The sequence below is a fragment of the Rhizobium sp. IBUN genome (genome assembly GCF_000510625.1).
Lineage (GTDB): Bacteria > Pseudomonadota > Alphaproteobacteria > Rhizobiales > Rhizobiaceae > Rhizobium > Rhizobium altiplani.
The window spans coordinates 1-23,155 of sequence record NZ_AZNV01000034.1; the positions used below are offsets into that span (position 1 = coordinate 1).

Here is a 23,155-nt window from a genome sequence, read left to right on the forward strand (position 1 = left end):
CATAGCTTGCGGCCAGCGAAACGATCAGGGCGGCCAGCGGCTCGGCCAGATTGTTGGCAAGGCTTGCGTCCTCGGCAACCAGCACCTTGGACACGCCCGACAGCTTGGCAGCCTGTTCGGCCGCGGCCTTGGCGCCGGCGCCGGCGACAAGCACGGTCACTTCGCTTCCCTGTTCCTTGGCGATCTGTGTCGCCGCNGTCAGCGTCTTGGCGGTCTGGTCGGAAAGGTGGTTGCCGTCGTGATCAGCCAGAAGAAGAATGGCCATGGATATATCTCCCTTTCTCGAACCTTTAAAGCACGCCGGCTTCGACTTTAAGCTTCTCGACCAGCTCGGCGACCGACTTGACCTTGACGCCCGCCTTGCGGCCGGACGGCTCCTCGGTCTTCAGCACCTTCAGACGCGGCGCGGTGGAAACGCCGAAGTCGGCCGGCGTCTTCTTGTCGAGCGGCTTCTTCTTCGCCTTCATGATGTTCGGCAGCGAGGCGTAGCGCGGCTCGTTCAGGCGCAGATCTGATGTGACCACGGCCGGAAGCTTGACCTCGATCGTCTGCAGGCCGCCATCGACCTCGCGCGTCACCTGGGCCTTACCCCCAGGGCCAGCAACGTCGATCTCGATCTTCGAGGCGAAGGTCGCCTGCGCTGCGCCGAGCAGCGCCGCCAGCATCTGGCCGGTCTGGTTGCTGTCGTCATCGATCGCCTGCTTGCCTGATATGATCAGGCCCGGCTGTTCGGCGTCGACGACGCCCTTGAGGATCTTGGCAACGGCGAGCGGTTCGACGGCGTCGTCGGTCTCCACCAGGATGGCGCGGTCGGCACCCATGGCAAGTGCTGTGCGCAGCGTCTCTTCGGCCTTGGCCGGACCGATCGACACGACGATCACCTCCTCGGCCTTGCCGGCTTCCTTCAGCCGCAACGCCTCCTCGACCGAGATCTCGTCGAACGGGTTCATCGACATCTTCACATTCGCAAGCTCGACGCCTGTGCCATCCGGCTTCACGCGGATCTTCACGTTGTAATCAACCACCCGCTTGACGGGGACGAGAATTTTCATGGGGTCCTTCCTTCAACTCTTTCGCCAAGAAAATGCGCGTTTCGGCGCTGCTCCGATTGTCGAATGGCGACATGGATACGCGTTTTTCCTCCAAACACAACGCTTCCATGGCGCAGATAGGCAAATTGATCCCGTGGATATATTACGTTTACGTTCACGTCAATATTGGAGTTATTGCTTGTCCCAAGGCAGGCGCGGGCGCAGCTGTTGGCCGGGCGTCACGACCATCGTCGGGTTGGCGACTGGCCGGTTTTTGACAGCCCTGGGCGTGACGACCTCCCGATCGAATAACGGGACGCCGCGGCGACGCATCAGAAGGACCAACAGGCCGCCGGCGACGATGCCGCCGACATGGGCGCCCCAGGAGATGCTGCCGTCGGGTTCCAAGACCAGCATCACGAATTGCTGGCCGATCCAGAGAAGGAGCGGCACGAAGGCCGGCAAGGGCAGCGGGACGCGCATCAGCACCAGCACCCAGACCTTCACGCGGGGATGCAAGACGACGTAGGCGGTGACCACGCCTGAGATCGCGCCCGAGGCGCCCACGAGCGGCGCTTCCGATGTCGGCCCTACAAGGCCATGGACAAGAGCGCCGGCGGCCGCGCAGAGCAGATAAAAAATAAGAAAGCGGAAGTGCCCCATCGCATCTTCGACATTGTCGCCAAAGACCCACAGGAAAACCATGTTCGGCGCAAGGTGCCAGAAGCCGGAATGCACGAAGGAATAGGTGATGTAGGTTAGCGGTTCCGGGATAAGGGCCAGCGCCGGCGCCAGCCTGGCGTGGTTAAACGCAACCGCGGGAATGTAGCCCAGGCCGACAATCGTTGCCTGCGACGCGGACTCGTTGGCGACCACCCCGGTGAATAGCCAAACCGCGAAATCCACCGCGATCAGCGCCATCGTCACCCATTGGACCTTGATATGCTTCAGCGTATTGGCATCGTGCAGCGGTATGAACATGAAGCCTGCCCCGGCGTTCGCGCCACATAGTCGGGAAGGAACCTACCTGTTTTTTCCCGGAACCCAAAGCACATCCGCATGGCCGCGGTCATTCGCGTGGCGGGCGGCGACAAACAGGAAGTCCGAAACGCGGTTGACGTATTTCAACGCGGCATCGCTGACGACCTCGCCATCCGTGCGGGCAAGCTCGACCATCAGCCGCTCGGCGCGGCGCGCGATCGTGCGGGCGAGGTGAAGATGAGCGGCAGCCGAGTGACCGCCCGGCAGCACGAAAGATCTCAAAGGTTGCAGGTCAGCGTTCAATTCGTCGATGTCGTTCTCGATCCGCGAGACCTGGCTTTCAACGATGCGCAGCGGCTCGTGTGCGGGCGGTTTGCCATCGTCCGGCGTTGCAAGATCGGCGCCGAGATCGAAGAGATCGTTCTGAATCAGTGTCAGCATTCGGTCCAGGACCGGCATGCCCTGCATGTGAAGCCGCGCGACGCCGATCGCGGAGTTGGCTTCATCGATGGTGCCGTACGCTTCGACACGCAGATCGTATTTCAGCCGACGCGGCCCGGAAACCAGGGCCGTCGTGCCGTCGTCGCCGGTCTTCGTGTAGATCTTGTTGAGCCTTACCATGCCTACCCCCTTCTTTTTCCCCGCCTTAGCTAGGGCGGCCGCCGCCGGTCAGCCAGAGTGTCAGCATGATGAGGAGCACTGCGATCGCCTGCAGGAGCACGCGCAGCTGCATCAGCTTGTTGGAAAGGTTCGGATTGCCGCCCTTCATCATGTTGAAAAGACCGCGAATCAGTACGATGGCGACAATGCCCATGACAATGATCGCGAGAATATAGGTGACCGTGGACATGCTGGCTTTGGCTTTCCTGATTAGTCCACCCAGCGCATCAGGCGATAGAAAAGGTCTGCAGGCAGCAGCCTTTTCAACACCATGCCCTGCTTTGCCGGCGTGGTTACGGGGTAATGTGGTTTCGGATTGTTCGAGTTCAATGCGTGCTTCAGTACGGTATAAACGGCTTCCGGACCAAGCTTATGTCGATTGGGGCGCCCCGAGCCGTCAAGACGCGCAAGCTGGCGGCGGTAATCTGCCGCATGGACCGAGTTCCTGACGTCTATGTGCTCGTGGATTTTTACGAGCGCATTTGCCGTAAAGCGAGACGCAATCGGGCCCGGCTCGATCAGGCTCACGTGAATGCCACTACCCTGCAGTTCCATGCGAAGACTGATGCTGAGGCCTTCGAGAGCGAATTTGGAGGCGGTATAGGCGCCGCGGAAGCGGTACGGCACGACACCGAGAATCGACGAGCACTGGACAATCCGCCCCTGATCACGCTTGCGCATCAGCGGCACGACCTGACGTGTCAACTCGTGCCAGCCGAAGACGTTCGTTTCGAATTGGGCGCGCAGAGCCTCGGTCGGCAGGTCCTCGACGGCGCCGGGCTGCCCGTAGGCGCCATTGTTGAACAGCGCGTCGATGCGTCCGCCCGTCAGCTCGCTGACGTCGCGCACGAGATCCGAGATCGTATCGGGCCGCGTATAGTCCATGCGGAGGGCCTCGATGCCGTCGGCTTGGAGGGCGGCCAGATCATCGAACTTGCGCACGGTGGCGAAGACCCGCCAGCCATCGGCCTTCAGCGCGCGGGCGCAGTACGCGCCGATTCCGGAAGAGCATCCGGTCACGATGATGGTGCGCTGATCCGACATGGAATGATTCCTGTACAAAATAGGAGTGGTTTCCCATATTCGAACGGGCGACACAACGATCAAAGCCGGGAGACGGAATGCCGAAGATAATGCGCATCTTCTATGATGTGGTCTACGACGCTATCTGCCACCTTATAGAGGATGACGGCTTCGCGATGGCGAGCCATGTCGCGTTGTCGACGCTCCTCGCCGTTTTTCCATTTCTAATCTTCGGGACGACGCTGGCGACTTTCCTGGGCGCTGACCAGTTCTCGGACAGGGCGATACATCTCATCTTCGACACCTGGCCCGAGGCGATCGCCAAGCCGCTTGTCGATCAGGTAATCCAGGTTCTGACGATACCGCGCGGCGGCCTGCTGACCGTGTCCGTGCTGGCGGCGGCCTACTTCGCTTCGAACGGAGTCGAGGCGCTGCGCATCTCGCTCAATCGCGCTTATCGTGTCCAGGAAACGCGGCCGTGGTATCTCACCCGCCTGGCAAGCCTTGGTTTTGTCATGATCGCCGTGGTCATTTTCGCCGCCGTCAGCGTCCTGCTGGTGGCGGTGCCGATTGCCCTGAACTACGCGCGCTATTGGTTTCCGCTGTTTGCCGACACGCTCGAGGTTGTTTTCAGCTGGCGCGTCTACGGCACGCTGTTCATGCTGACTATCGGCCTTTTCGTCGTTCACCTATGGCTGCCGGCGGGCCGGCGCCGGGTATTCGACGTGGCGCCAGGCGTCTTGGTAACGCTGCTGCTCTGGCTGGTGGGAGCCCTGATCTTCGCGTACTACCTCGCGACGTTCGCCAATTATACGGCGACCTATGCCGGCCTGGCATCGGTGATGATCGTGCTGATCTTTCTTTATATGGTCGGCGTCATCTTCATTGTCGGCGCCGAGATCAATGCCGCCCTCCTGAAGTTCCGCGTGCGTGCGATCTTCAAGAACAATTTCCTGGGCAGAGGTCAGGCCAAGGCGTCAAAGCCCGACAAGGTGACGGATATCGGCCGGTGACAGGCCGCGGTCGCGAAGTTCGGAAAGCCCCGTGTCGCTTCGGCTCTTCGAAAGCTTGCGTCCGTCCTCGTCGGTGATCAGGCGATGGTGATGGTAGACAGGCGCCGGCAGGCCGAGCAGCGTCTGCAGCAATCTATGCACCGAGGTTGAGTGAAAGAGATCGAGCCCACGGACCACATGGGTGATCCCCTGCAGCGCGTCATCGAGGACGACCGAGACATGGTAGCTCGACGGCGCATCCGACCGCGACAGGACAACGTCTCCCCACGCGCCTGGATTTGCGGCGATGGTGCCACGGTCGCCGTATCCTGTTTCCTCCCAGAAAAGAGCCTCGCCGACAGCCTCCAAAGCCTTGCTCATGTCGAGCCGCCAGGCGTGTTTCACGCCTGATGCGAGAAGCTGCCGTCGGTCGAAATCGGCGCGTTGACGATCGTCGGGGGGATAGAGCGGCGAGCCGTCGGGGTCTCGCGGCCAGGGGGTGCCATTGGCTTCGGCGGCGCCAACGCGCGTCTTGATCTCTCCCCGCGTCATGAAGGCGGGATAGGCGAGGCCGAGGTCGACCAGCCGGTCAAGCGCCGACTGGTATTCGGCGAAATGCTCCGACTGCCGCCGCACGGGTCGTTCCCAGTCTATGGCGAGCCATTCGAGGTCGGCGTAAATACCGGCCTCGAATTCGGGTGTGCAGCGCGTCAGGTCGATGTCTTCTATACGCAGTAGAAAGCGTGCGCCTGCGGACGCCGCCATGTCTCTGTTCAGAAAGGCAGAAAGTGCATGGCCAAGATGCAGCGGGCCATTGGGGCTTGGCGCAAAACGAAAGACAGGCTTTTGACGGGGAATCGCGGTCATGCTTTCTTCTGCCACGGATTCGATGGGATCGCGAGGAAGCGTGTTGATCATTCGCAGCGACGATGACGTAAGAGAAGGGCTGGAGAAGCTGCTTCACCTGGATCCGAGACTTGCTGCCATTGCGGCCGAGACTGGCCCGCTTCCTTTGCGGCTGCGCGAACCGGGCTTCGAGGGGCTCGCGCACATTATTGTCTCGCAAATGGTGTCGAGAGCCAGCGCCGAAGCGATCTGGAAACGGATGCGGCCGAGCGAAGGCGTGCTGACGGCTGATAATTATGTGCTTCTCCATCCGGAGGCCTGGCGGGAGTTCGGTCTTTCGCGCGCCAAGGCCGAAACGCTGTCGCGCATTGCCGAGGCGGTTGCCTCGGGCCGTCTCGACCTTGCAGCGCTTTCTGCGCTGCCGCCCGACCAGGCGCTGGCCAAGCTTACGGCTCTCAAAGGCGTCGGTCCCTGGACCGCCGAGGTTTATCTGATGTTCTGCGGCGGCCATGCGGACGTTTTTCCGTCCGGCGACGTCGCCCTGCAGAACGCCGTGGCTGCGGCATTCGATCTCGGCGCTCGCCCAGCTGCTCGCGAGCTGGCGTTCATGGCGGGTGGATGGTCACCGTGGCGATCGATCGCGGCGAGGCTATTCTGGGCCTATTACGCCGTCAAGCTCGGTCGCGGTATGCTGCCGGTCGACTGAGTGACCGTGCAGTAAATACAAGGATTGATGCCTGAATTTATTAGACTTCACAATGCCGTCACAACCGGCCTAATATAAGAGGGCAGATGCCGAATCGATCAGGAGAGTCCCTTGACGATTGCAGTCTCCCCCCAGGCCCTGCCAGCGCTCGTCCTGAACGCTGACTACAGGCCCTTGAGTTATTACCCCTTGTCGCTTTGGTCCTGGCAGGACGCGATCAAGGCGGTATTTCTCGACCGTGTGAATATCATTGCAGAATATGAGCATTCGGTATCTTCGCCGAGTTTTTCGATGCGGCTTCCGAGCGTCGTCTGCCTCAAGACCTATGTCCAGCCTTCCCGCAACCCGGCCTTTACGCGCTTCAACGTGTTCCTGCGCGACAAGTTCGAATGCCAGTATTGCGGCGAGCACGATGACCTGACCTTCGACCACGTCATCCCGCGTGCCCATGGCGGCGAAACGACATGGCAAAATGTCGTAGCTGCCTGCTCCCCCTGCAATCTGAGAAAAGGCAGCAAGCTGCCGAAGCAGGCAGGCATGTTCCCGAGTCAGAAGCCGTACCAGCCGACGGTGCAAGACCTGCACAATAACGGCAGGCTTTTCCCGCCGAACTACCTGCACGACAGCTGGCTCGACTACCTCTACTGGGATAGCGAACTGCAGCCCTGATCAGTCTCTACTCAGACAGGCTCAGGCCGTCTTACGGACGCCGATGAAGGCGAAAGCCGCCAGGACAAGACTTGTGACCACGTTCCAGCCTGCGAAGGAGAGGCCGAGGACGCGCAACGCGGCGTCTGTGCAGGAGGGGCCTTTGATGCTGTTCAGCTCGCCCAGCAGGTCGCCGGCATTCTGCGTCATGCTGCCTGCCGTCGTGGAGCAGGTCGCCGGCCCTTCCCAGAACTGCCACTCGACACCGGAGTGATAAACGCCCATGCCGGCGCCGACAATCATAAGCATGCCGGCGGCAAGCAGGAATGCCCGGCCGATCCAGCTTGGAAGGCCGACTGCGGAGGCAACCGCGCCGAGGATCGCGACCGGAATGCCGTAATAGTAGGGCTGGCGCTGCAGCAGGCAGAGCGCGCAGGGGATGTAGCCGCCGATATATTGAAAGCCAAGTGCAGTTCCGACGACGACCGCCATGCCTAGTGCGAGCACCAGCGAGTAGCCGACGACCGGGCGAGCAAGGGAAAACGAGGCAGGCATGAACGGACTCCGCGCGAATAGCTCAGTGGGCAAATAGTTTATAGGCAATCCCGAGGGCGATGGCGACGGCGGCAACAATGCCTGTAACCTGCGCAAGGCGCTTCTCGATGAAGTGGCGGATCGGCTCGCCATAGCGGCGCAGCAGCCAGGCGAGGAAGAAGAAGCGGGCACCGCGTGCGATGATCGCGGAAATAACGAAGAAGCCAAGGTTCATGTGAATGACGCCGGCAAGGATCGTCACGACCTTGATCGGCGGCAGATGCGCCAGGCCGGAGGTGACGAGCAGCAACAGCAGGATTTCCCACTCATCGTGGATATAGAGCCTGAGCTGCTCGAAGGCGCCAAGCTTTCCGTAGAATTCCAGAACCGGGCGAGCGATCGCATCATAGGCATAGTAGCCGAGCGCCCAGCCGGCGATGCCGCCCAGGACGGATGCAACGGTTGCGACCAGCGCGTAGCGATAGGCGCGTTCCGGCTTTGCGAGCCCCATCGGCAGGTAGAGAACGTCGGCAGGAACCAGAAAGACAGAACTTTCGACGAAGGCTATAACGGCGAGCCAGACTTCGGCCGATTTCCGGCCCGCGAGTGACATGGTCCAGTCGTAGAGTCTGCGGAGCATTCCGATCCTTTCGCTTCGAGCGCATGAGCTTTATGGGGCGTCTGCGCCGCTGTAAATGCTTGCTGTGTCGTTCGTAGGGTGACGTGCCAAAAATCTTCGTGATCAAACGGCGGCGATGAGCTCAGGAGTCGACGCTGGAGGGCTGATCTCTCTTCTGCCGCATGACGTTCATTTCGGTTCGTTCGCGCGCCATTTCGCTGACGGCCTGACGCAGAACGGGATGCTTTGCCGTGAACATGTTGAAATCACGTCTTTCGAGCACAAAGAACTGGCAGAAATCCACGGCAACGACGTCCGCGGTGCGTCGTCCGCCGCTGAGCAGCGCCATCTCGCCGAAGAACGCGCCCGGCTCCAGCCGGATCGGCTCGCCCGGTAGCTGTACTTCCACTGCGCCCGATGACAGGAAATACATGCCATCGCCTCGGTCGCCCTTGCGCACCACGCGTTCGCCCGGCAGGGCGGATTTCGGCCGAAAGAGGAGCAGCAACTCCTCCTGCGAATCTTCATCGACCTTGGCAAACAGCGGGAAGGTTTCGATAAGTTCTTCCATCTCGAGCTGATGCTTGTGCTCGCGGGCTTCGTTGATCGCTCGGATTTTTTCAAGCTCGCGGCCGAGCGCCTCGTGCCGGCGGCGACCGAAGCGATTGCTGAGCACCGGCCATCTGGTGTGCACGTGGGTATGCAGCGCTTCGGCACCCAAGCAGACGAGCGGATTGAGCGTGATCGAAATGATTGCGGATGCGAGGATGATGTCCTGCCCGTCACTTGGCAGCAGCCCGAGAGAAACGCCGAGGCTGGCGAGAATGAACGAGAATTCGCCGATCTGCGCCAGTCCGCCTGACACGGTCAGTGCCATGCCGATCGGATAGCGAAGCATGACGACGATGAGGAAGGAGACGATGGTCTTGCCGACGACAATCAGCGCCAGCGCGCTGATGACAGCCATCGGCTGCCGCACCAGGATCGACGGATCGAACAGCATGCCGACCGAGACGAAGAACAGCACCGAAAAGGCATTCTGAAGCGGCAGCGAATCGGCTGCGGCCCGATGGCTGAGGTTGGACTCGCTCATCACCACGCCTGCGAAGAAGGCGCCGAGCGCAAACGAAACGCCGAAGACTTTCGCCGAGCCGAACGCGATGCCAAGCGCTATTGCGAGGACCGTCAGGGTGAAAAGTTCGCGCGAACCGGTTCTCGCCACGAGCGTCAGGAGCCAAGGGACGATCTTCGGCCCTAGAAAGATTGCCATGACCGCAAAGGCACCAACCTTCACCAGCGTCAGCGCTATCGTCAGCGGAAGCGGCAGCCCGGCGTTGTGGGCAAGGCCGCCCGCGGTCGCATGACCACCGAGCAATTCGGCGACGGCAGGCAGAAGCACCAGTGCCAGGACCGTGGCAAGGTCTTCGACGATCAGCCAGCCGACGGCGACGCGGCCGCTGGCGGAGTTGAGCAGGTTCCGCTCCTCCAGGGCTTTCAACAGCACAACTGTACTTGCTACTGACAGGCTGAGTCCAAGGACGATTCCCGCCCCAAGGTTCCAGCCCCACCAGCTGGCGAGCCCGATACCGAGCAGGGTAACGACGACGATCCGCGCGATTGCGCCCGGCACGGCAATCCCGCGCACGGCAAGCAGGTCGGCGGTCGAAAAATGCAAGCCAACGCCGAACATCAACAGGATGACGCCCATCTCCGCCAACTGGCTGGCAAGCTCGGCATTAGCGACGAAGCCGGGCGTCAAAGGGCCCATCACGATGCCTGCAAACAAGTATCCGACAAGCGGCGGCAGACGCACTCGATCGGCGAGATAGCCGAGTATCGCCGCGCAGACGAAACTCACGGCAACTGTTGCAATAAGCGATACTTCCTGATGCACGCGTGCGCTTTCCCTCTTGGCGGGCGCAGTGTGGCCGAAACGCCGAAGAAATTAAACAGTTGATTTGCCGCGTCGGGCCAATTGCTGGGTAGAGCCCGATTGAGGCAGCAATGTTGCAAACGACGAGATGAGAAAGCGTTGCCCTGCGGCAACACCCAGCTTCTGAACGATGCTGGAGAACCCCTGAAATTGCAGGTGAAGCGCTATACTCTCCATTAGAGCAGTTGCATATTTTCGTCCTGAATACTTGTTTAGACCGAGCGCATACGGGCAGAAGTTGACTGATACTGTTGATAGTTCATACCTTTCCACAAGGCGTGCCACGCGTCTAAGCACACTCCTGCCCGTGCTCCTGCTCGCCACATACTTTAGCGCCAGCTTCGTTCTTCGACTCTTGCGTGGTGGCGATCTGGCGTCCGACGAGGCAGAGCAGATCAGGCTCTCGCATTCCTTGCAACTGGGCTACGGCGACCAGCCGCCGCTCTACGACTGGCTATTCTACTATTTCGCCAAGATCTTCGGCGCCTCGGTCGACACGCTGGCGTTCGTAAAGAACGGGACGCTGCTGCTGAGTTGCATCTTTCTCTGTCTCGCGGCCCGCAAGGTGATGGGCAAGCGCGAAACTGCATGGATCGCCCCCCTCGGCTTCCTGAGCCTGCCTGTGGTCTTTCTGCTCTCGCAGCGGGATCTAACTCACAGCGTCGGCGCCTTCGCTGTCGTCGCGTTCTTTCTCTACGTACTGGCATTGATGGCGGAACGACCGTCGACCGGCAATTATGCACTTCTCGGCGCAGCAGCCGGGTTGGGATTCCTTGCCAAGTACAACTTTGCGATCGTCCCGGTCGCGACGGTTGCAGCGCTCCTTCTCGAACCTGGCCTGCGGCGATTGGTCTTCAACTGGCGGCTGGCGGTGACCATCGCGGTTGGTCTCATCGTCGCGGCCCCGCATGTTTATTGGATCGTGACCCATCTGGATTTGGCGACCGGCGACACGCTGAAAAATTTGCGGGCAGCCGCTAGCGCCGGGATGCCCGAGCAAGTGGTTGCGGCCTGGGAGCTGTTGGGAGCGATCGTCAAATGTTCGGCGTTGACGCTCGCTATCCTCGCCATTGTCTATCGTGGCCATATCCGGACGATCCTTGGCACCAGCAGCGAATGGACGAGGGTCATCGGCCGGATGCTCGTCATCAGCATGTTTCTGGTCTACGTGATCATGCTCGCCGTCGATGCGACGATCATGCGTCCGAAGTGGATCTCGATCTTCTTCGTGGCGTTCCCGCTTTATCTGGCATTCAAGATCGAGGCCTCGGGTGTCCAGGTCCCCGGCGCAATCGGGAAGCTTGTCGCGCTTGTGGGGGCGGTGATCTTTATCTCCCTGGGCGTCGTATTCGTTGGGAGCTTCCACTAAAGCATGTCATGCGATGCCGCTCGTCTTGCCGAGACGCGGGCGGAGCGGATCGAGCGCTGATCTTGCGTGGCATCTGCCAGTGGCTGCCGCATGCCGGGGTGTGGCACGCGCACGAAATTATGACCCTTCGAAATTATCAGACATAGCAATAGCTTAGGGGATCGTTATGTCCTTCTCCGCGATGTCTGTCGCGGGCCCGAATTCATCGGCTAAAGCGCGCCTCACAGCCCCTACATTGGACGAGAAGCTCCGGTCCCTGGATGAGCACGTTTCGTACTAAGCCTTTCTGCCGACTTAGCGAGAAAAGGTGGAAGGCGTATTATCGATTGTCCAACGCTGTTTCGATCCCGTTTAGCAAGGAGCGTCAGGATGCCTTATTTCCAAGATCCGAATCTGCCACGCAATACCGCGCGCCGACGGTTTCTGGGCGTGGCGGCTGCTGCTGGCGCTCGCCTTGCAAGCGTGGCGGTCCTTACAATGGCAGCGTCGTCTTTGCCGGTGAGAGCGGGCCCACGTAACGGGAACGGGAACTCCGGCGGAAATGGCAACTCTGGCGGGAATGGCAACTCTGGCGGGAATGGCAACTCTGGCGGGAATGGCAACTCTGGCGGCGGTGCGCAGTGCTTTCTGCGTGGGACGTCAATCCTTACGGATTGCGGCGAAAAGCGTGTCGAGGACCTGCAGACGGGGGATCGCGTTGTTCTTCTGGAAGGAGAAACCAGCCCAATCAAGTGGGTCGGTCGGCAGGTATTTACGAAGCGAGGCGCGTGCTGGCAGGAAGGCGTCGTACCGATTCGAGTGGCACGTGATGCACTGGGCGATGGCACGCCACGTTCCGATCTCTACCTGTCACCCGGCCATGCTCTGTTCCTGAATGGCGTACTTATCCGAGTGAAGGATCTCGTAAACGGCACGACAATCGCGCCGATCGCACCGTGCGACGATATGACGATTGAGTATTACGCCGTCCTGCTCGCGACACACCAAGTAATCCTTGCTGAAGGCGCTGCGGCAGAAACCTTCCACCCCTCGGACAGCAATCGCGACAATTTCGGAAATTTCGCGGAATACGAACGCCTGTATGCTGGTGAGCTACGCGAGCCGATGACATCCTATGCGACGGTTCTGGGCGAGGAAGGCGGATGGCAACATCTGAAAGCCCTTCTTCTCCTCGGCGCCTCGCCTCTGGTGCCAATGCGTGATCCGTTCGAGGATGCCTGCGGGAAGATCAATGCGCAAGCCAAAGAGCTGTCCGCCTAGTGAGACTGATTTCGAGGTTTTGCGTGCTTGAGACAAAACGCCAAAAAAAATGAAGTCAGATCACTGGCGTATTGTCGGGATGGTGCCCCATGCCGGGGTCGAACCAGCACTTCTTTCGAAACTCGATTTTGAGTCGAGCGCGTCTACCAATTCCGCCAATGGGGCAACGGATACCGACGAGGCGGCTGTCTAGCATGCGTTCGCCCGCGCGCGCAAGACGGCGGGCGAAGTTCTCGGCTTGATTTGTTGGAGTTTCCGGCTCGCGACGTTCGGCCGGAAACGGTATCAATGCGCGACGGCGGCGGCGGGTTGATGGACGGCGGACTTCTTCAGCGTGATCGCGAGGACGGAAGCGAGCAGGCAGAAGGCGCCGGCAATGAAGAAGGCGGGCAGATAGCTCTGCAGTTCAGTGCGCGACCAGCCGGCGCCGTAGGCGGCGGTCGCTGCTCCCAGCTGATGGCCTGTGAAAACCCAGCCGAAGACGAGGCCCGCCTTTTCGCGACCGAAACGGTCGGCGGCAAGCTTGACGGTCGGCGGCACGGTGGCGATCCAGTCGAGGCCATAGAAGATCGCGAAGATCGACAGTCCGTAGAAGCTGAAATTGCTGAAGGGTAGGAACAGCAGCGACAGGCCACGCAGGCCGTAGTACCAGAAGAGCAGCCAGCGATTGTCGAAGCGGTCCGAAAGCCAGCCGGAGCCGATCGTGCCGAAGAAATCGAAGATGCCCATCACGGCAAGAACACTGGCTGCAGCCACCGGCATGATACCGAAGTCACCGCAGAGCGTGACGAAATGCGTCTGGATCAGGCCGTTGGTGCTGAGACCGCAGATGAAGAAGGTGGCAAACAGGATCCAGAAGGTCGAGGTGCCGGAGATCTCCTTGAGAACCGTGACCGGCGTTGCCAGCATCGCCAGCAGCCCGGATTCGGTTGGCGGCGGTGGCGTGATATGTGCCTCGCCGAAGGCGGGCAGGTTGAGGTCGGAAGGGCGGTCGCGCATGAAGGCCAGTACGATGAGTGCGGCGAACATGATCATGCCGCAGACCAGAAAGACTGTTGCGCGCCAACCGTAGCGTTCCGTCAGCTCCGCCATCAGTGGCAGGAAGACCAGCTGTCCCGTCGCAGAACTCGCCGACAGCATGCCTACCACGAGGCCGCGATGCTTGGTGAACCAGCGGGCGGATACGGTTGCGGCGAGCACCATTGCGGTCAGCCCGGTGCCGAAGCCGACGACGATTCCCCAGAGCAGGAGCAACTGCCAGAGTTCGCTCATGAAGAGCGAGCCGACGAAGCCGCCGCCGATCAGGATCATGGCGAAGACGATAACCTTGCGGATGCCGAAATAGTTCATGAAAGCGGCCGAGAACGGTCCCATAAGCCCGAACAGAATCAGCCGGACGGCGAGCGCGGAAGATATCTGCGAAGTTTCCCAGCCGAACTCGTCCTGGAGCGGCTTGATGAGGACGCCGGGGGCGCCCATCGCGCCAGCGGTCACCAGCATGGTCAGGAAGGTTGCTGCAACGACCACCCATCCATAGTGGATGTTGCGTCGCGCCAGAGATGAAGCAAGTGCAGTCGATACCATGTGGCCGTTCCGTTTTGAGGTTGCCGGAGACTATCGGAAGCTTTTAGATGATGGTCATCATAATTGTTGTGTATTGATGATGGGCGTCATATAAATTGTCAAGCTGCTAATTGCGGAGAACCGAATGCGGGTCAGCCGAGAGAAATTTGCCGAGAATCGCGAGAAAATCCTGACGGTTGCCGGGGTGCTGTTTCGTGAAAAGGGTTTCGACGGCATAGGCGTCGCCGAGATCATGAAGGCTGCCGGGATGACGCATGGCGGATTCTACGGCCATTTCGAATCCAAGGAAGAACTGGCGCTGGAAGTGAGCCGCGCATTGATCGAGAAGGTGAAGATTCGCTGGAACGAGATCATCGCGTCGGCGCCGGAGCGGCCGTTGGATGCGCTGCTCAATCACTATCTGTCGCGCTGCAGCGTTGACGACCCAGGCGGCAGCTGCGTTTTCGCTTCGCTTGCCCAGGAAGTCAGTCGCAGTCACGGTGCGATGCGCGAGACATTCAACGATGGGCTTTCGATGCTCGTTGATATTCTGTCCGAGATTGTGTCCGGTAAAACGCCAGACGAACGGCGCGAGAAGGGCTTTACGACACTTGCAGCGATGATGGGTGCGGTGATCCTGGCGCGAGCCGTCGAGAGCCGTGAACTCTCCGACAGCTTTCTCTATGCGACTCGCGATGCACTTTCCCTTGAGAACAGGACCGAGGGCTAGCCGCGGCGTGCGATCAGGCCGCCGATCTCCACCACCTCCAGGAAGCTGCCCTCGGGCGAAAGCTTGAGGAGGGTGGCGCGAAGCTCGGCCTCGAAGGCTGCCGTCTTTGCGCCAAGCGCCTGTGGCGATGTCACCGAGGTCGAGAAGGCGCGGCCAACGATATCGTCGAGGCAGAGCTTGCGCTCCCTCACAACGGAGATCCGCTCCAGATCACCGAAGGGCGAGCGAAGGAGGATGCTTTCATGTTCAATCCAATCCGGGCTTTTCCGCCGTTCGCGATTGGCATTGCGCTCCGGTGCGAAGCTCTCGGCGATCTCGTTGACGGCCTGCCGTCAGTCGGGCGTCGAGGAGATGTGGCGATCGCCGAACAGCACCACGCAACCGTCAGTCACGGTGATTTCATCGAGAGCCTTCAGCGTCGCGGGGCGGTCCATCCAGTGAAACGAACGCCCCATGACCGTCATCTTGAGCGGCGCAAAGCGCGGGCCGAGATCGTATGAAGAGCCCTTGATGAAGGTGACGTTGACACCGACGGCGGCTGCATCCGTCCGCGCCGCCTCCAGCATTTCCGGTTCCGGATCGAGGCCAGTGACCGTTGCTCCGGCCAGCCGCGCGAAGGCAATGCCGAGCTGACCGGGGCCGCAACCAAGGTCAAGCACACGCTCGCCGGCCACGCGCACTTGGCAACCTGCCCGATGAGTTGATCGGGATAGGGAACGCGATAGCGCGTGTAGTAGGCGGCCGTGGATTGAAAGCGGCGCGCTTCGAAGGGGATCGTCGTCATGGCAATATCCTTGAACGGAAGTGGCCGCGGTCGCCGGCTCAACGCCCGCGACCGGCAACTCTCCAAACTGTCGCGTTATTTGAAACCTTCGACCCTGTGGGGAACATAGGGTTCCTCGAGCGCGGCGACGTCTTCTGGGGCCAACTTTACGGACAGTGCGGCGACGGCGTCGGCCAAGTGCTTGGCTTTCGACGCGCCGATGATCGGCGCCGTGACGGCGCCCTTCTGCAGGATCCAGGCGGTCGCAATCTGGGCACGGGAGACACCATGTTTTTCGGCCAGCTTTCCGACAACGCCGATGATGGTACGATCGGCGTCTTCCGCCTGCTTGTAGAGCGTCTTGCCGAATTCGTCCGTCTCGCTGCGGGTCGTCTTCTCATCCCAGTCGCGCGTCAGCCGACCGCGGGCGAGCGGGCTCCAGGGAATGACGGCGATCTTCTGATCCTGGCAGAAGGGCAGCATTTCGCGCTCTTCCTCCCGGTAGAGCAGGTTCAGATGATCTTGCATGCTGACGAATGGCGTCCAGCCATTGGCGCGCGAGGTATAGAGCATCTTGGCGAATTGCCAGGCATACATGGAGGAGGCGCCGATATAGCGCGCCTTGCCTGCCTTCACGACATCATGCAGGGCTTCCAGCGTTTCTTCGATCGGCGTCGTATAATCGAACCGGTGGATCTGATAGACGTCGACATAGTCGGTGCCAAGGCGACGCAGGCTGTTGTCGATCTCGTCGAAGATCGCCTTGCGCGAGAGGCCGGCGCCGTTCGGCCCCGGACGCATGCGGTTAAAGACCTTGGTCGCGAGCACGATCTCGTCCCGCTTCGAAAAGTCCTGGATCGCGCGCCCGACGATCTCCTCCGAGGAGCCGTCCGAATAGGTGTTGGCGGTGTCGAGGAAGTTGATGCCGAGATCGAGCGCCTGTCTGATCAATGCCCGGCTGTCTTCTTCGCCGAGTGTCCAACTGTGGTTGCCACGGCCAGGTTCGCCGAAGGTCATGCAACCCAGGCAGATCTTCGACACTTCCAAGCCAGTGCCGCCAAATTTGACGTAATCCATGAAATTGCTCCAAACGAGTCGCTACCCAGCGCCCTTTGATCTAGCGCGGCAAGCTTGAAAGTGTCTGCTCCTCACACAAAAGTTTTGTGACCATCGAGAAGCCATCGCAAGGTCTCGCGCTTGCGTGTGCCGGGCTCTCGGTGTTAGCTGCTGCAGCATTTGACTGGATTTCCGCCGATGAGACTACCGCAGCGCGATCGCTACGAAGACCTTTACCGTGATTTCGCCTGGGAAATGCCGGAGGATTTCAATATCGGCCGCGCGGTGAGCGACGAATGGGCGGCGCGGGTGCCTGATCGCGTTTGCCTTGAGCACTTCAGCCCTGACGGCAATCACCTCTCCATGACCTACCGCGAGCTGGCCGATCGGTCGGCCTCCTTCGCCAATGCGCTGGTGTCATTGGGCGTGAAGAAGGGTGATCGGGTCGCGCTACTCCTGCCGCAGTCGTTCGAGACCGTTATCGCCCATGTCGCGATCTACAAGATCGGCGCGATCGCACTGCCGTTGGCCTTGCTCTTCGGCGTCGAGGCGCTGGAATACCGGCTGCGGACCGCGGGCGCTTCCGTCGTCATCACCAACACATTCGGGCTCGACCGCATCAGTCATATCCGCGAGCGACTACCTGACCTCTCCGAAGTGATCTGCGTCGACGGCGATCGACAGGGCGTGCGATACTTTTCAGCGCTGGTCGAAAGCCATCCCCCGGTGTTCGAGGTCGCGAAAACCGCGCCCCACGATCCGGCGCTGATGATCTTCACGTCGGGAACGACCGGTCCGCCGAAGGGCGCGCTTCACGGTCATCAGGTGCTGGCGGGGCACATACCGGGCATGCAGTTTGCCCATGAGGGATTTCCGCAGGCCGGAGACAAGGTCTGGACACCTTCGGACTGGGCCTGGGCTGGCGGTTTGCTGAATGCGCTGCTGCCCAGCCTGTTGCTCGGTGTTCCCGTCGTCTCCTCGCCGGCGCAGAAATTCGATGCCGACATGGCTTATCGCATCATGGCCGAAATGAAGGTGCGCAACGGTTTCATTCCGCCGACGGCCTTGCGGCTACTGAAATCGGTGCCAGATCCACGTGCCAAATATGATCTCGTCTTGCGCACCATCGGCGCAGCGGGCGAGTCGCTCGGTGCCGAAACGCTGGAATGGGTCAAGCGGACGCTCGGGATTACGGTCAACGAGTTCTACGGCCAGACGGAGTGCAATTTCGTGCTTTCGTCGAGCGCCGCGATCGGAATCAGTCGTCCCGGCGCAATCGGACGCCCGGTACCCGGGCATCGTGTGGCCATCGTCAGCGAAGCCGGCAAGGAGCTTCCTGTTGGCGAAGCTGGGCAGATTGCCATCCGCCGCCCGGATCCCGTGATGTTTCTCGGCTATTGGGACGACGTCGGGGCGACCGAGCGGAAGTTTGTCGGCGATTGGCTTCTGACAGGCGATATCGGGCGCCAGGATGCGGACGGCTACGTCACCTTCTTCGGGCGGGATGACGATGTCATCACCTCCTCAGGCTATCGGATCGGGCCAGCCGAAATCGAGGACTGCCTCATCGGCCATCCCGCCGTGCAGCTGGCCGCAGCCATCGGCAAGCCCGATCCCGTTCGCACCGAGATCGTCAAGGCCTATGTCGTGCTGGCGCCAGGATTCGAGCCAAGCCAACAGCTGGCGTCCGAGATCAGCGAATGGGTGAAGTTGCGGCTTTCGATGCACGAGTATCCGCGCGAAGTGGAATTTGTCCCGGAACTGCCGCTGACCACGACAGGCAAGGTCATCCGGCGCCTGCTCAGGGAGCGGGCCGCTGCCGGCTGACGGCTCTGGCGTGACCTGACGTCACTGGGGAGACTTTCCACGCCGGGCGAGTGACATGATCTTCTGTCGCAGCATCTTCGCGACGTTGCGGGTGCTGCTGTACATATGGAGCTGGGCGGCCACCTGGCGCACGTCCCGGTCGCCGTTCTGGTTCAGCCCGATTACCATCGTGCCCATCTCCTCCCGCTCCTTCCAGAAGCGATTGATCATCGGGTGATCGGGGATGGCGCAGGAGTCGGAACGAACGATGTTGGCGTCGTCAAGGTGCCATTCGGTCACCTCGCCCATCAGCAACTTGCCTGGCGAGTAGCGCGCATAGGCTTCGTCGTAGGCCGTCTTCCAGGTGTAGGCCTCGCCGCCCATCATCAAGACCACCATCGAGGCGATTGCCTTGCCGTTGAGGTCGATCGTGTGGACACGAACGGCATCGACGGCGGCGAGGTTGGAAACCGCCTCTCGGGCAAAGGCGGTGTGGTAGCGATCGGTCACCAGCGCACTGCGCTTCTTGCCCTTCCAGCCGCCGGCCTCGAGCGCAAGGAACTCTTCGAAACGCGCGTGGACTTCACGCGCCTGGCGGGCGACGTTATAAACCACCGTGCCCAAGTCCTCGAGCAGACGCCATTGCCGCCGCATCTCCTTCAGATGCGACGAAGAAATCGCGTCGCGCAGATAGACGGTTGCTTCCTCGTCGCTCTGCAGCATGGCGCGCTGATAGGGATTGGCGATGGTGATCGGCAGGTTGCGGCCGATGGCGACCGCCCTTGCCATGCGGGCAAAGAGCCCGTTCAGCCTGACATCCGGCAGCACGAGAATTGGGGGCAGGCGCAGGTCCCGATGGGTCAGGCCGTCATAGAGATTGTCCAGCGTTTCGCCTGCATCCTCGGTATCGACCAGCGGCGTGCCGAGCGGTGCAAAGCCGTTCGACCAGACCCGTACGATCGAGGGGCCGACGGCGAAGCCGGGTTTTTCGATGGAGAACGGCATCAGGAAGCGCATCCGGCTTCGCGTGTCGCTCAGATCCCGCAACAGGGCGAAGTTCACCTCTCTATCATCCAGCCGCGGCATGGCCGGGGCGAGGAAGCGACCGGTGAAGAAGACATTCGGCTCCATCGCTCGGTTGGAGAGGAAATCGAGCTCTTCCTGCAGTTCGTAGCCGAGCTTGCCGGAATAGAGGCAGAGTTCACGGCCCGAACGGCCGACTTCAACGCGCGCATCCGGCCGTGGCATGTCGAAATCGAGAGCCGCTAGCTCATGAACCATGCGGTTCGTCGTGACATCGGTCGTTTCGGTAGCTGGAGGAATGCGCACCATTATATCAGGCTTCCATGTCTGTTTTGGCCGGAGGCGTGGCAAATGCGAAAAGCATAATTCCAAGCGCGCGCCGGACGGCAAAATGCAGGAGGATGGCTTCGACGCCCATGGCCGAGGCCGTGGCGATCGCCGCACCCTCGGTACCCAGTCTTGGGATGAGGAGCAGGTTGAGGCTGATGTTCGCTGCCAGCGCTCCGGCATAGAGCAGAACGCAGACGTTCTGCTTGCCAGCCATCATCAGCAGCGTTTCCGCTGGTCCGACCAGGGCCTTGGCGAGGATGCCCGCCAGCAGGATTGCCATCACGATATAGCCGGCGGTGAAAGCGCCGCCAAAGAGCGAGAGCAGAAAATGGCCGGCGGCGACAACGGCCAGGCCGATGGCGAGCGCGGGCCAGAAGGTCCATCGCGCGGCGTCGATCGCAGCAGCCGCGAGCTGCTCGCGTGTCCCCTCGGCGATGAGGCTTGAAAAGCGCGGACCGGATGCCGCCTTCACGGAGAAATTGATGAAATGGACCAGCGCCATCGTCTTGGCGGCGGCGAAATAGATCGCGACGTCGTGCGGTTCGAGGAAGATGCCGACTACGACCACATCAGAATTGGTCAACAGGAAGCTGACCCCCTCGATAAGGAAGATTGGGAAGGCGACACCAAGCCAACCGAGAAAGTCGACCTCGCGCGGACCCTCGTGGTAATGGCGGCGCAGTCGCAAGAGCGTTGCGAGGTATTGGCCGACGGTGGTGACATAGGTCGCGATGAGTGCGGCCTGCATCGCCGTCATCGCGGTGCGCGGCGCGCCAAGCCCGATCGCAGTCAGCATGAAAAGAATGATGAGGACCGGCCGTACGATGTAAGCAGGACTCAACGCCATGACAGGCCAGTGATTGGCCCGCGACGTGCCTTCGAGAATATCACCGAGGGCGATCATCGGCATGGCGACCAGTCCGAGGAAGATCGGGATGACATAATAACCCTCGATCCTGTCGCGGAAGAGATGCAGGGCGATCATGCCGATGACAAGAGCGGCCGTGCCGGAGAGCAATCCGAAGATGCGGGCGGTGCCGGTCAGTCCGCGGATCTTCTCAAAAGAGCCGGCCGCCTTGTATTGCGGCAGGAACCGCACGACGGCGGTGTGGAAGCCCAGGCATGAAAGATCGCCGAAGAGGACGATCAGCACCCAGACGAATACAAAAATTCCGTACTCATATTCGCCCATGAGGCGGGCCAATACGATTTGCGACAGAAAGGCGAGGGCGGCGCTGACGATGCGGATGGAAAAGGCGGTCAGCGCCATGCGCTGAGCTGTAGCCTTATCGCCGCGCGCAGTCAGAGCGGTCACAAACGAGCGCAGCAGGCGACTTCCCGCCGGGCGCAGACCCGCAGGCAGCATCTTCTCCGCCGTCTCAATGACCGCCATCACAAACACGCAAAACTCTTCAGGCAAATCGTCGTCGAAGTCTTGGCAGAACGGCGTTAAGAAACGGTTGTGACACCGTCATTCGTGCCAACGGCTGGAACGCCAGAAATCAGCGGCCTGCATGGGAAAGCGCACGTTCGATCAGTCGGTCGAGAACTTCGGCATAGCTGACGCCACTGGCGGCCATGGCCTTGGCATACATGCTAATATTGGTGAAGCCGGGTATGGTGTTGAGTTCGTTGACGACGAAGGACATGTCGGGCGTGAGAAAGAAATCGACCCTCGCCATTCCATCGCAGCCGAGCGCTTTGAAGGCATTGGTCGCTGTGCGGCGCAGTTCTTCCCCGATCTCCGTCGGCAGTTGTGCGGGAACTCTGAGCGCTGCGCCATTCTCGTCGATATACTTGGCCTCGTAGCTATAAAAGCCGTGGGTTTCGGTGGGCACTATCTCGCCGGGCAGTGATACGAAGAGCGAACCATCGGCGTGTTCGAGCACGCTGAATTCAATCTCGCGGCCGGTGATGAATTCCTCTGCCAGCAGCTTGCGGTCGTGCCTGAAGCCTTCGGCGAGGGCGGCGGCGTAGCTGTCGGCGTCGGCTACCTTACTGACGCCGACGGAAGAGCCCTGGCGCGCGGGCTTGATGAAAAGCGGAAGGCCGAGTTTTTTTACAACATCAGCGAAGGGCGGCTCCGCGCCTTGTTCGATGCAGACGGCCTTCGCGACCGGTAGACCAGCCTCCTTCAACAGGCGCTTGGCGATATCCTTGTCGATGGCCGTTGCCGAGCCGAGGATGCCACAGCCTGCGAGCGGCACGCGGGCGACGGCGGCCAGTCCCTGTACCGATCCGTCCTCGCCGTGCATGCCGTGCAGGACGGGAAACAGGATGTTGATCGGCGGAACTTCGTATGGAGCTGCATTCGCGGGAATGGCTAGCAGGCGGCCCCGACCGCCGGGCAGCAGCGTCAATTCCGGAGCGTCGCCGACGGTTGCTGCGGTCGACAGTTCCGTCTGCCGTGCCATCAGCAACCACCGCCCTTCCTTCGTCACGTAGATGGGAAGAACGTCGTAGCGGTCACGATCGAGCGCATTGACGACATTGATTGCCGACAGGATTGAGACATCGTGCTCGGGCGAACGCCCGCCGAAGAGGACAGCGACCCGCAGGCGCGAGGCTGTGGGCCGGTCAGTTTCCGTAGAACGCGTGTTCGGCATGATGATTTTCTGCTCGGATGGGTCTGTTGAGGTTGTCAGAGAATGATGGCCACGCCGCGATTGGCGAAGAAGCGGTCGAAGGTTGGGAGCGGCAGTACGACGTCTGCCTGGCTTTGAGCGTCATGGCCGGATGGATTGTGGAAACGGATCGTTCCGGGCGATGCCGCCGTTACCAGTACGAGATGGCCGCCGCGCGACGGCGGCTCGCGATCCGGCCACCGGATCTGGCTGTTGACCGAGGCGATGAAGAATGTGTTCCTGCGAAGCAAATCGGGAATATCAGTGGTCGGCAGATTGGTGATCGTTTCGGCCTTGAGCCCGAAGGCCCGCCCGACGAAGGTGACGAACGGCGCATAGATCAATCCCTTGATCGATTGATCCGCCTCGTTGACGACGTACCCTCCAAAAGCAGTGCAGGCCCGTGCCAGGTCGATGGTCCGGTGCATCTCGCCGCGTGCGGCAAGTGCCATCTTCAGGCATGCCATGCCGCAGATATTGACCGCCCAGCGGGCATATTCTTCGACCGTCTCGGCGCCAGACTGGTGCCAGAGCGGATCGCTCAATAATGCAGACGAGCCGCTTTCAAGCACAGGCAGCGTCATCGACGCCGTTTCCCACTGGCTGAAATAGGGAACCGCTCGGGCGCAAGCGTTCATCTCTTCCTCGGACAATCAAA

22 protein-coding genes, 1 tRNA gene and 2 pseudogenes are annotated in these 23,155 nt (G+C 60.9%); 7 read left to right on the forward strand and 18 right to left on the reverse strand.

All coding sequences use genetic code 11. The features are described 5' to 3' along the window. From RHIBUN_RS33900 to RHIBUN_RS0124710, 6 genes and pseudogenes are all read right to left on the reverse strand, one after another. Nucleotides 1-265: pseudogene (locus tag RHIBUN_RS33900) on the reverse strand (electron transfer flavoprotein subunit alpha/FixB family protein); the annotation flags it as partial. Between the two features lie 25 nt (nucleotides 266-290). Beyond that, nucleotides 291-1,052 carry an electron transfer flavoprotein subunit beta/FixA family protein gene (locus RHIBUN_RS0124690; RefSeq protein ID WP_025661630.1) on the reverse strand — a complete coding sequence of 254 codons (762 nt, stop codon included), beginning with the start codon at nucleotides 1,050-1,052 and terminating at the stop codon, nucleotides 291-293. Between the two features lie 171 nt (nucleotides 1,053-1,223). Beyond that, entirely contained in the window at nucleotides 1,224-2,012 is a 789-nt protein-coding gene (locus RHIBUN_RS0124695; RefSeq protein WP_025661631.1) for a rhomboid family intramembrane serine protease, read from the reverse strand. A gap of 42 nt (nucleotides 2,013-2,054) precedes the next feature. Beyond that, entirely contained in the window at nucleotides 2,055-2,633 is a 579-nt protein-coding gene (locus RHIBUN_RS0124700) for a cob(I)yrinic acid a,c-diamide adenosyltransferase (RefSeq protein ID WP_018857809.1), read from the reverse strand. Between the two features lie 25 nt (nucleotides 2,634-2,658). After that, nucleotides 2,659-2,862, reverse strand: coding sequence for a twin transmembrane helix small protein (locus RHIBUN_RS0124705; protein ID WP_018857810.1), 204 nt, complete (start codon nucleotides 2,860-2,862; stop codon nucleotides 2,659-2,661). Nucleotides 2,863-2,882: 20 nt separating this feature from the next. Next, the gene (locus RHIBUN_RS0124710) at nucleotides 2,883-3,716 is read right to left on the reverse strand and encodes an SDR family oxidoreductase (RefSeq protein ID WP_018857811.1); all 834 of its coding nucleotides are present in this window, start codon (nucleotides 3,714-3,716) and stop codon (nucleotides 2,883-2,885) included. Between the two features lie 77 nt (nucleotides 3,717-3,793). Here RHIBUN_RS0124710 and RHIBUN_RS0124715 point away from each other — a divergent pair, with 77 nt between their 5' ends. Beyond that, nucleotides 3,794-4,708, forward strand: coding sequence for a YihY/virulence factor BrkB family protein (locus RHIBUN_RS0124715; protein ID WP_018857812.1), 915 nt, complete (start codon nucleotides 3,794-3,796; stop codon nucleotides 4,706-4,708). On the opposite strand, the gene gluQRS is transcribed toward RHIBUN_RS0124715, so the two are convergent. Further along, a complete protein-coding gene (gene gluQRS / locus RHIBUN_RS0124720) occupies nucleotides 4,673-5,554 on the reverse strand; it encodes a tRNA glutamyl-Q(34) synthetase GluQRS (protein ID WP_025661632.1) in 882 nt (293 codons plus the stop codon). The genes RHIBUN_RS0124715 and gluQRS overlap by 36 nt on opposite strands. On the opposite strand from gluQRS, the gene RHIBUN_RS0124725 reads away from it, so the two are divergent. Both RHIBUN_RS0124725 and RHIBUN_RS0124730 read left to right on the forward strand, forming a co-directional pair. After that, on the forward strand, nucleotides 5,553-6,239 hold the full coding sequence (locus RHIBUN_RS0124725; RefSeq protein ID WP_018857814.1) for a DNA-3-methyladenine glycosylase: 687 nt from the start codon (nucleotides 5,553-5,555) through the stop codon (nucleotides 6,237-6,239). The genes gluQRS and RHIBUN_RS0124725 overlap by 2 nt on opposite strands. 111 nt (nucleotides 6,240-6,350) lie before the next feature. After that, nucleotides 6,351-6,908, forward strand: a complete 558-nt coding sequence (locus RHIBUN_RS0124730; protein WP_025661633.1) for an HNH endonuclease — start codon at nucleotides 6,351-6,353, stop codon at nucleotides 6,906-6,908. 21 nt (nucleotides 6,909-6,929) lie between these two features. Here RHIBUN_RS0124730 and RHIBUN_RS0124735 read toward each other — a convergent pair whose 3' ends face one another. The 3 genes from RHIBUN_RS0124735 to RHIBUN_RS0124745 form a co-directional block, all read right to left on the reverse strand. Then, nucleotides 6,930-7,442: a disulfide bond formation protein B gene (locus tag RHIBUN_RS0124735; RefSeq protein ID WP_025661634.1), complete on the reverse strand. Its 513-nt coding sequence runs from the start codon at nucleotides 7,440-7,442 to the stop codon at nucleotides 6,930-6,932. Between the two features lie 22 nt (nucleotides 7,443-7,464). Beyond that, nucleotides 7,465-8,061 (reverse strand): YqaA family protein, encoded by a 597-nt coding sequence (locus tag RHIBUN_RS0124740; RefSeq protein WP_025661635.1) that lies wholly within the window; start codon nucleotides 8,059-8,061, stop codon nucleotides 7,465-7,467. Nucleotides 8,062-8,182: 121 nt separating this feature from the next. Next, nucleotides 8,183-9,934, reverse strand: a complete 1,752-nt coding sequence (locus RHIBUN_RS0124745) for a cation:proton antiporter (protein WP_025661636.1) — start codon at nucleotides 9,932-9,934, stop codon at nucleotides 8,183-8,185. Nucleotides 9,935-10,211: 277 nt separating this feature from the next. Between RHIBUN_RS0124745 and RHIBUN_RS0124750 the strand changes: the two genes are divergently transcribed. Beyond that, nucleotides 10,212-11,342 (forward strand): glycosyltransferase family 39 protein, encoded by a 1,131-nt coding sequence (locus RHIBUN_RS0124750; RefSeq protein ID WP_245271717.1) that lies wholly within the window; start codon nucleotides 10,212-10,214, stop codon nucleotides 11,340-11,342. A gap of 369 nt (nucleotides 11,343-11,711) precedes the next feature. Then, nucleotides 11,712-12,602 (forward strand): Hint domain-containing protein, encoded by an 891-nt coding sequence (locus RHIBUN_RS0124755; protein WP_025661638.1) that lies wholly within the window; start codon nucleotides 11,712-11,714, stop codon nucleotides 12,600-12,602. Between the two features lie 80 nt (nucleotides 12,603-12,682). Here the strand turns inward: RHIBUN_RS0124755 and RHIBUN_RS0124760 are convergent. Next, nucleotides 12,683-12,767, reverse strand: a tRNA-Leu gene (locus RHIBUN_RS0124760). Nucleotides 12,768-12,887: 120 nt separating this feature from the next. Further along, complete coding sequence (locus RHIBUN_RS0124765; protein ID WP_025661639.1) at nucleotides 12,888-14,186, reverse strand: MFS transporter; 1,299 nt, start codon at nucleotides 14,184-14,186, stop codon at nucleotides 12,888-12,890. A gap of 124 nt (nucleotides 14,187-14,310) precedes the next feature. Here RHIBUN_RS0124765 and RHIBUN_RS0124770 point away from each other — a divergent pair, with 124 nt between their 5' ends. Next, entirely contained in the window at nucleotides 14,311-14,895 is a 585-nt protein-coding gene (locus tag RHIBUN_RS0124770) for a TetR/AcrR family transcriptional regulator (RefSeq protein WP_025661640.1), read from the forward strand. Here the strand turns inward: RHIBUN_RS0124770 and RHIBUN_RS33905 are convergent. Both RHIBUN_RS33905 and RHIBUN_RS0124780 read right to left on the reverse strand, forming a co-directional pair. Continuing rightward, nucleotides 14,892-15,679 (reverse strand): annotated as a pseudogene (locus tag RHIBUN_RS33905) (class I SAM-dependent methyltransferase). The gene RHIBUN_RS0124770 and the pseudogene RHIBUN_RS33905 sit on opposite strands and share 4 nt — an antisense overlap. Before the next feature lie 75 nt (nucleotides 15,680-15,754). Next, the gene (locus RHIBUN_RS0124780) at nucleotides 15,755-16,735 is read right to left on the reverse strand and encodes an aldo/keto reductase (RefSeq protein WP_025661641.1); all 981 of its coding nucleotides are present in this window, start codon (nucleotides 16,733-16,735) and stop codon (nucleotides 15,755-15,757) included. 177 nt (nucleotides 16,736-16,912) lie between these two features. Here RHIBUN_RS0124780 and RHIBUN_RS0124785 point away from each other — a divergent pair, with 177 nt between their 5' ends. Then, a complete protein-coding gene (locus RHIBUN_RS0124785; protein WP_025661642.1) occupies nucleotides 16,913-18,541 on the forward strand; it encodes an AMP-binding protein in 1,629 nt (542 codons plus the stop codon). Nucleotides 18,542-18,562: 21 nt separating this feature from the next. On the opposite strand, the gene RHIBUN_RS0124790 is transcribed toward RHIBUN_RS0124785, so the two are convergent. The 4 genes from RHIBUN_RS0124790 to RHIBUN_RS0124805 all read right to left on the reverse strand — a co-directional run bounded on the left by RHIBUN_RS0124790 (nucleotide 18,563) and on the right by RHIBUN_RS0124805 (nucleotide 23,135). Further along, nucleotides 18,563-19,852, reverse strand: a complete 1,290-nt coding sequence (locus RHIBUN_RS0124790; protein ID WP_025661643.1) for a GNAT family N-acetyltransferase — start codon at nucleotides 19,850-19,852, stop codon at nucleotides 18,563-18,565. A 4-nt stretch (nucleotides 19,853-19,856) separates the two neighbouring features. After that, nucleotides 19,857-21,266, reverse strand: a complete 1,410-nt coding sequence (locus RHIBUN_RS0124795) for an oligosaccharide flippase family protein (protein ID WP_037217553.1) — start codon at nucleotides 21,264-21,266, stop codon at nucleotides 19,857-19,859. A 109-nt stretch (nucleotides 21,267-21,375) separates the two neighbouring features. Continuing rightward, nucleotides 21,376-22,479, reverse strand: a complete 1,104-nt coding sequence (locus tag RHIBUN_RS0124800) for a D-alanine--D-alanine ligase family protein (protein WP_025661645.1) — start codon at nucleotides 22,477-22,479, stop codon at nucleotides 21,376-21,378. 35 nt (nucleotides 22,480-22,514) lie between these two features. Then, complete coding sequence (locus RHIBUN_RS0124805) at nucleotides 22,515-23,135, reverse strand: C39 family peptidase (RefSeq protein WP_025661646.1); 621 nt, start codon at nucleotides 23,133-23,135, stop codon at nucleotides 22,515-22,517. Nucleotides 23,136-23,155 lie beyond the last annotated feature (20 nt).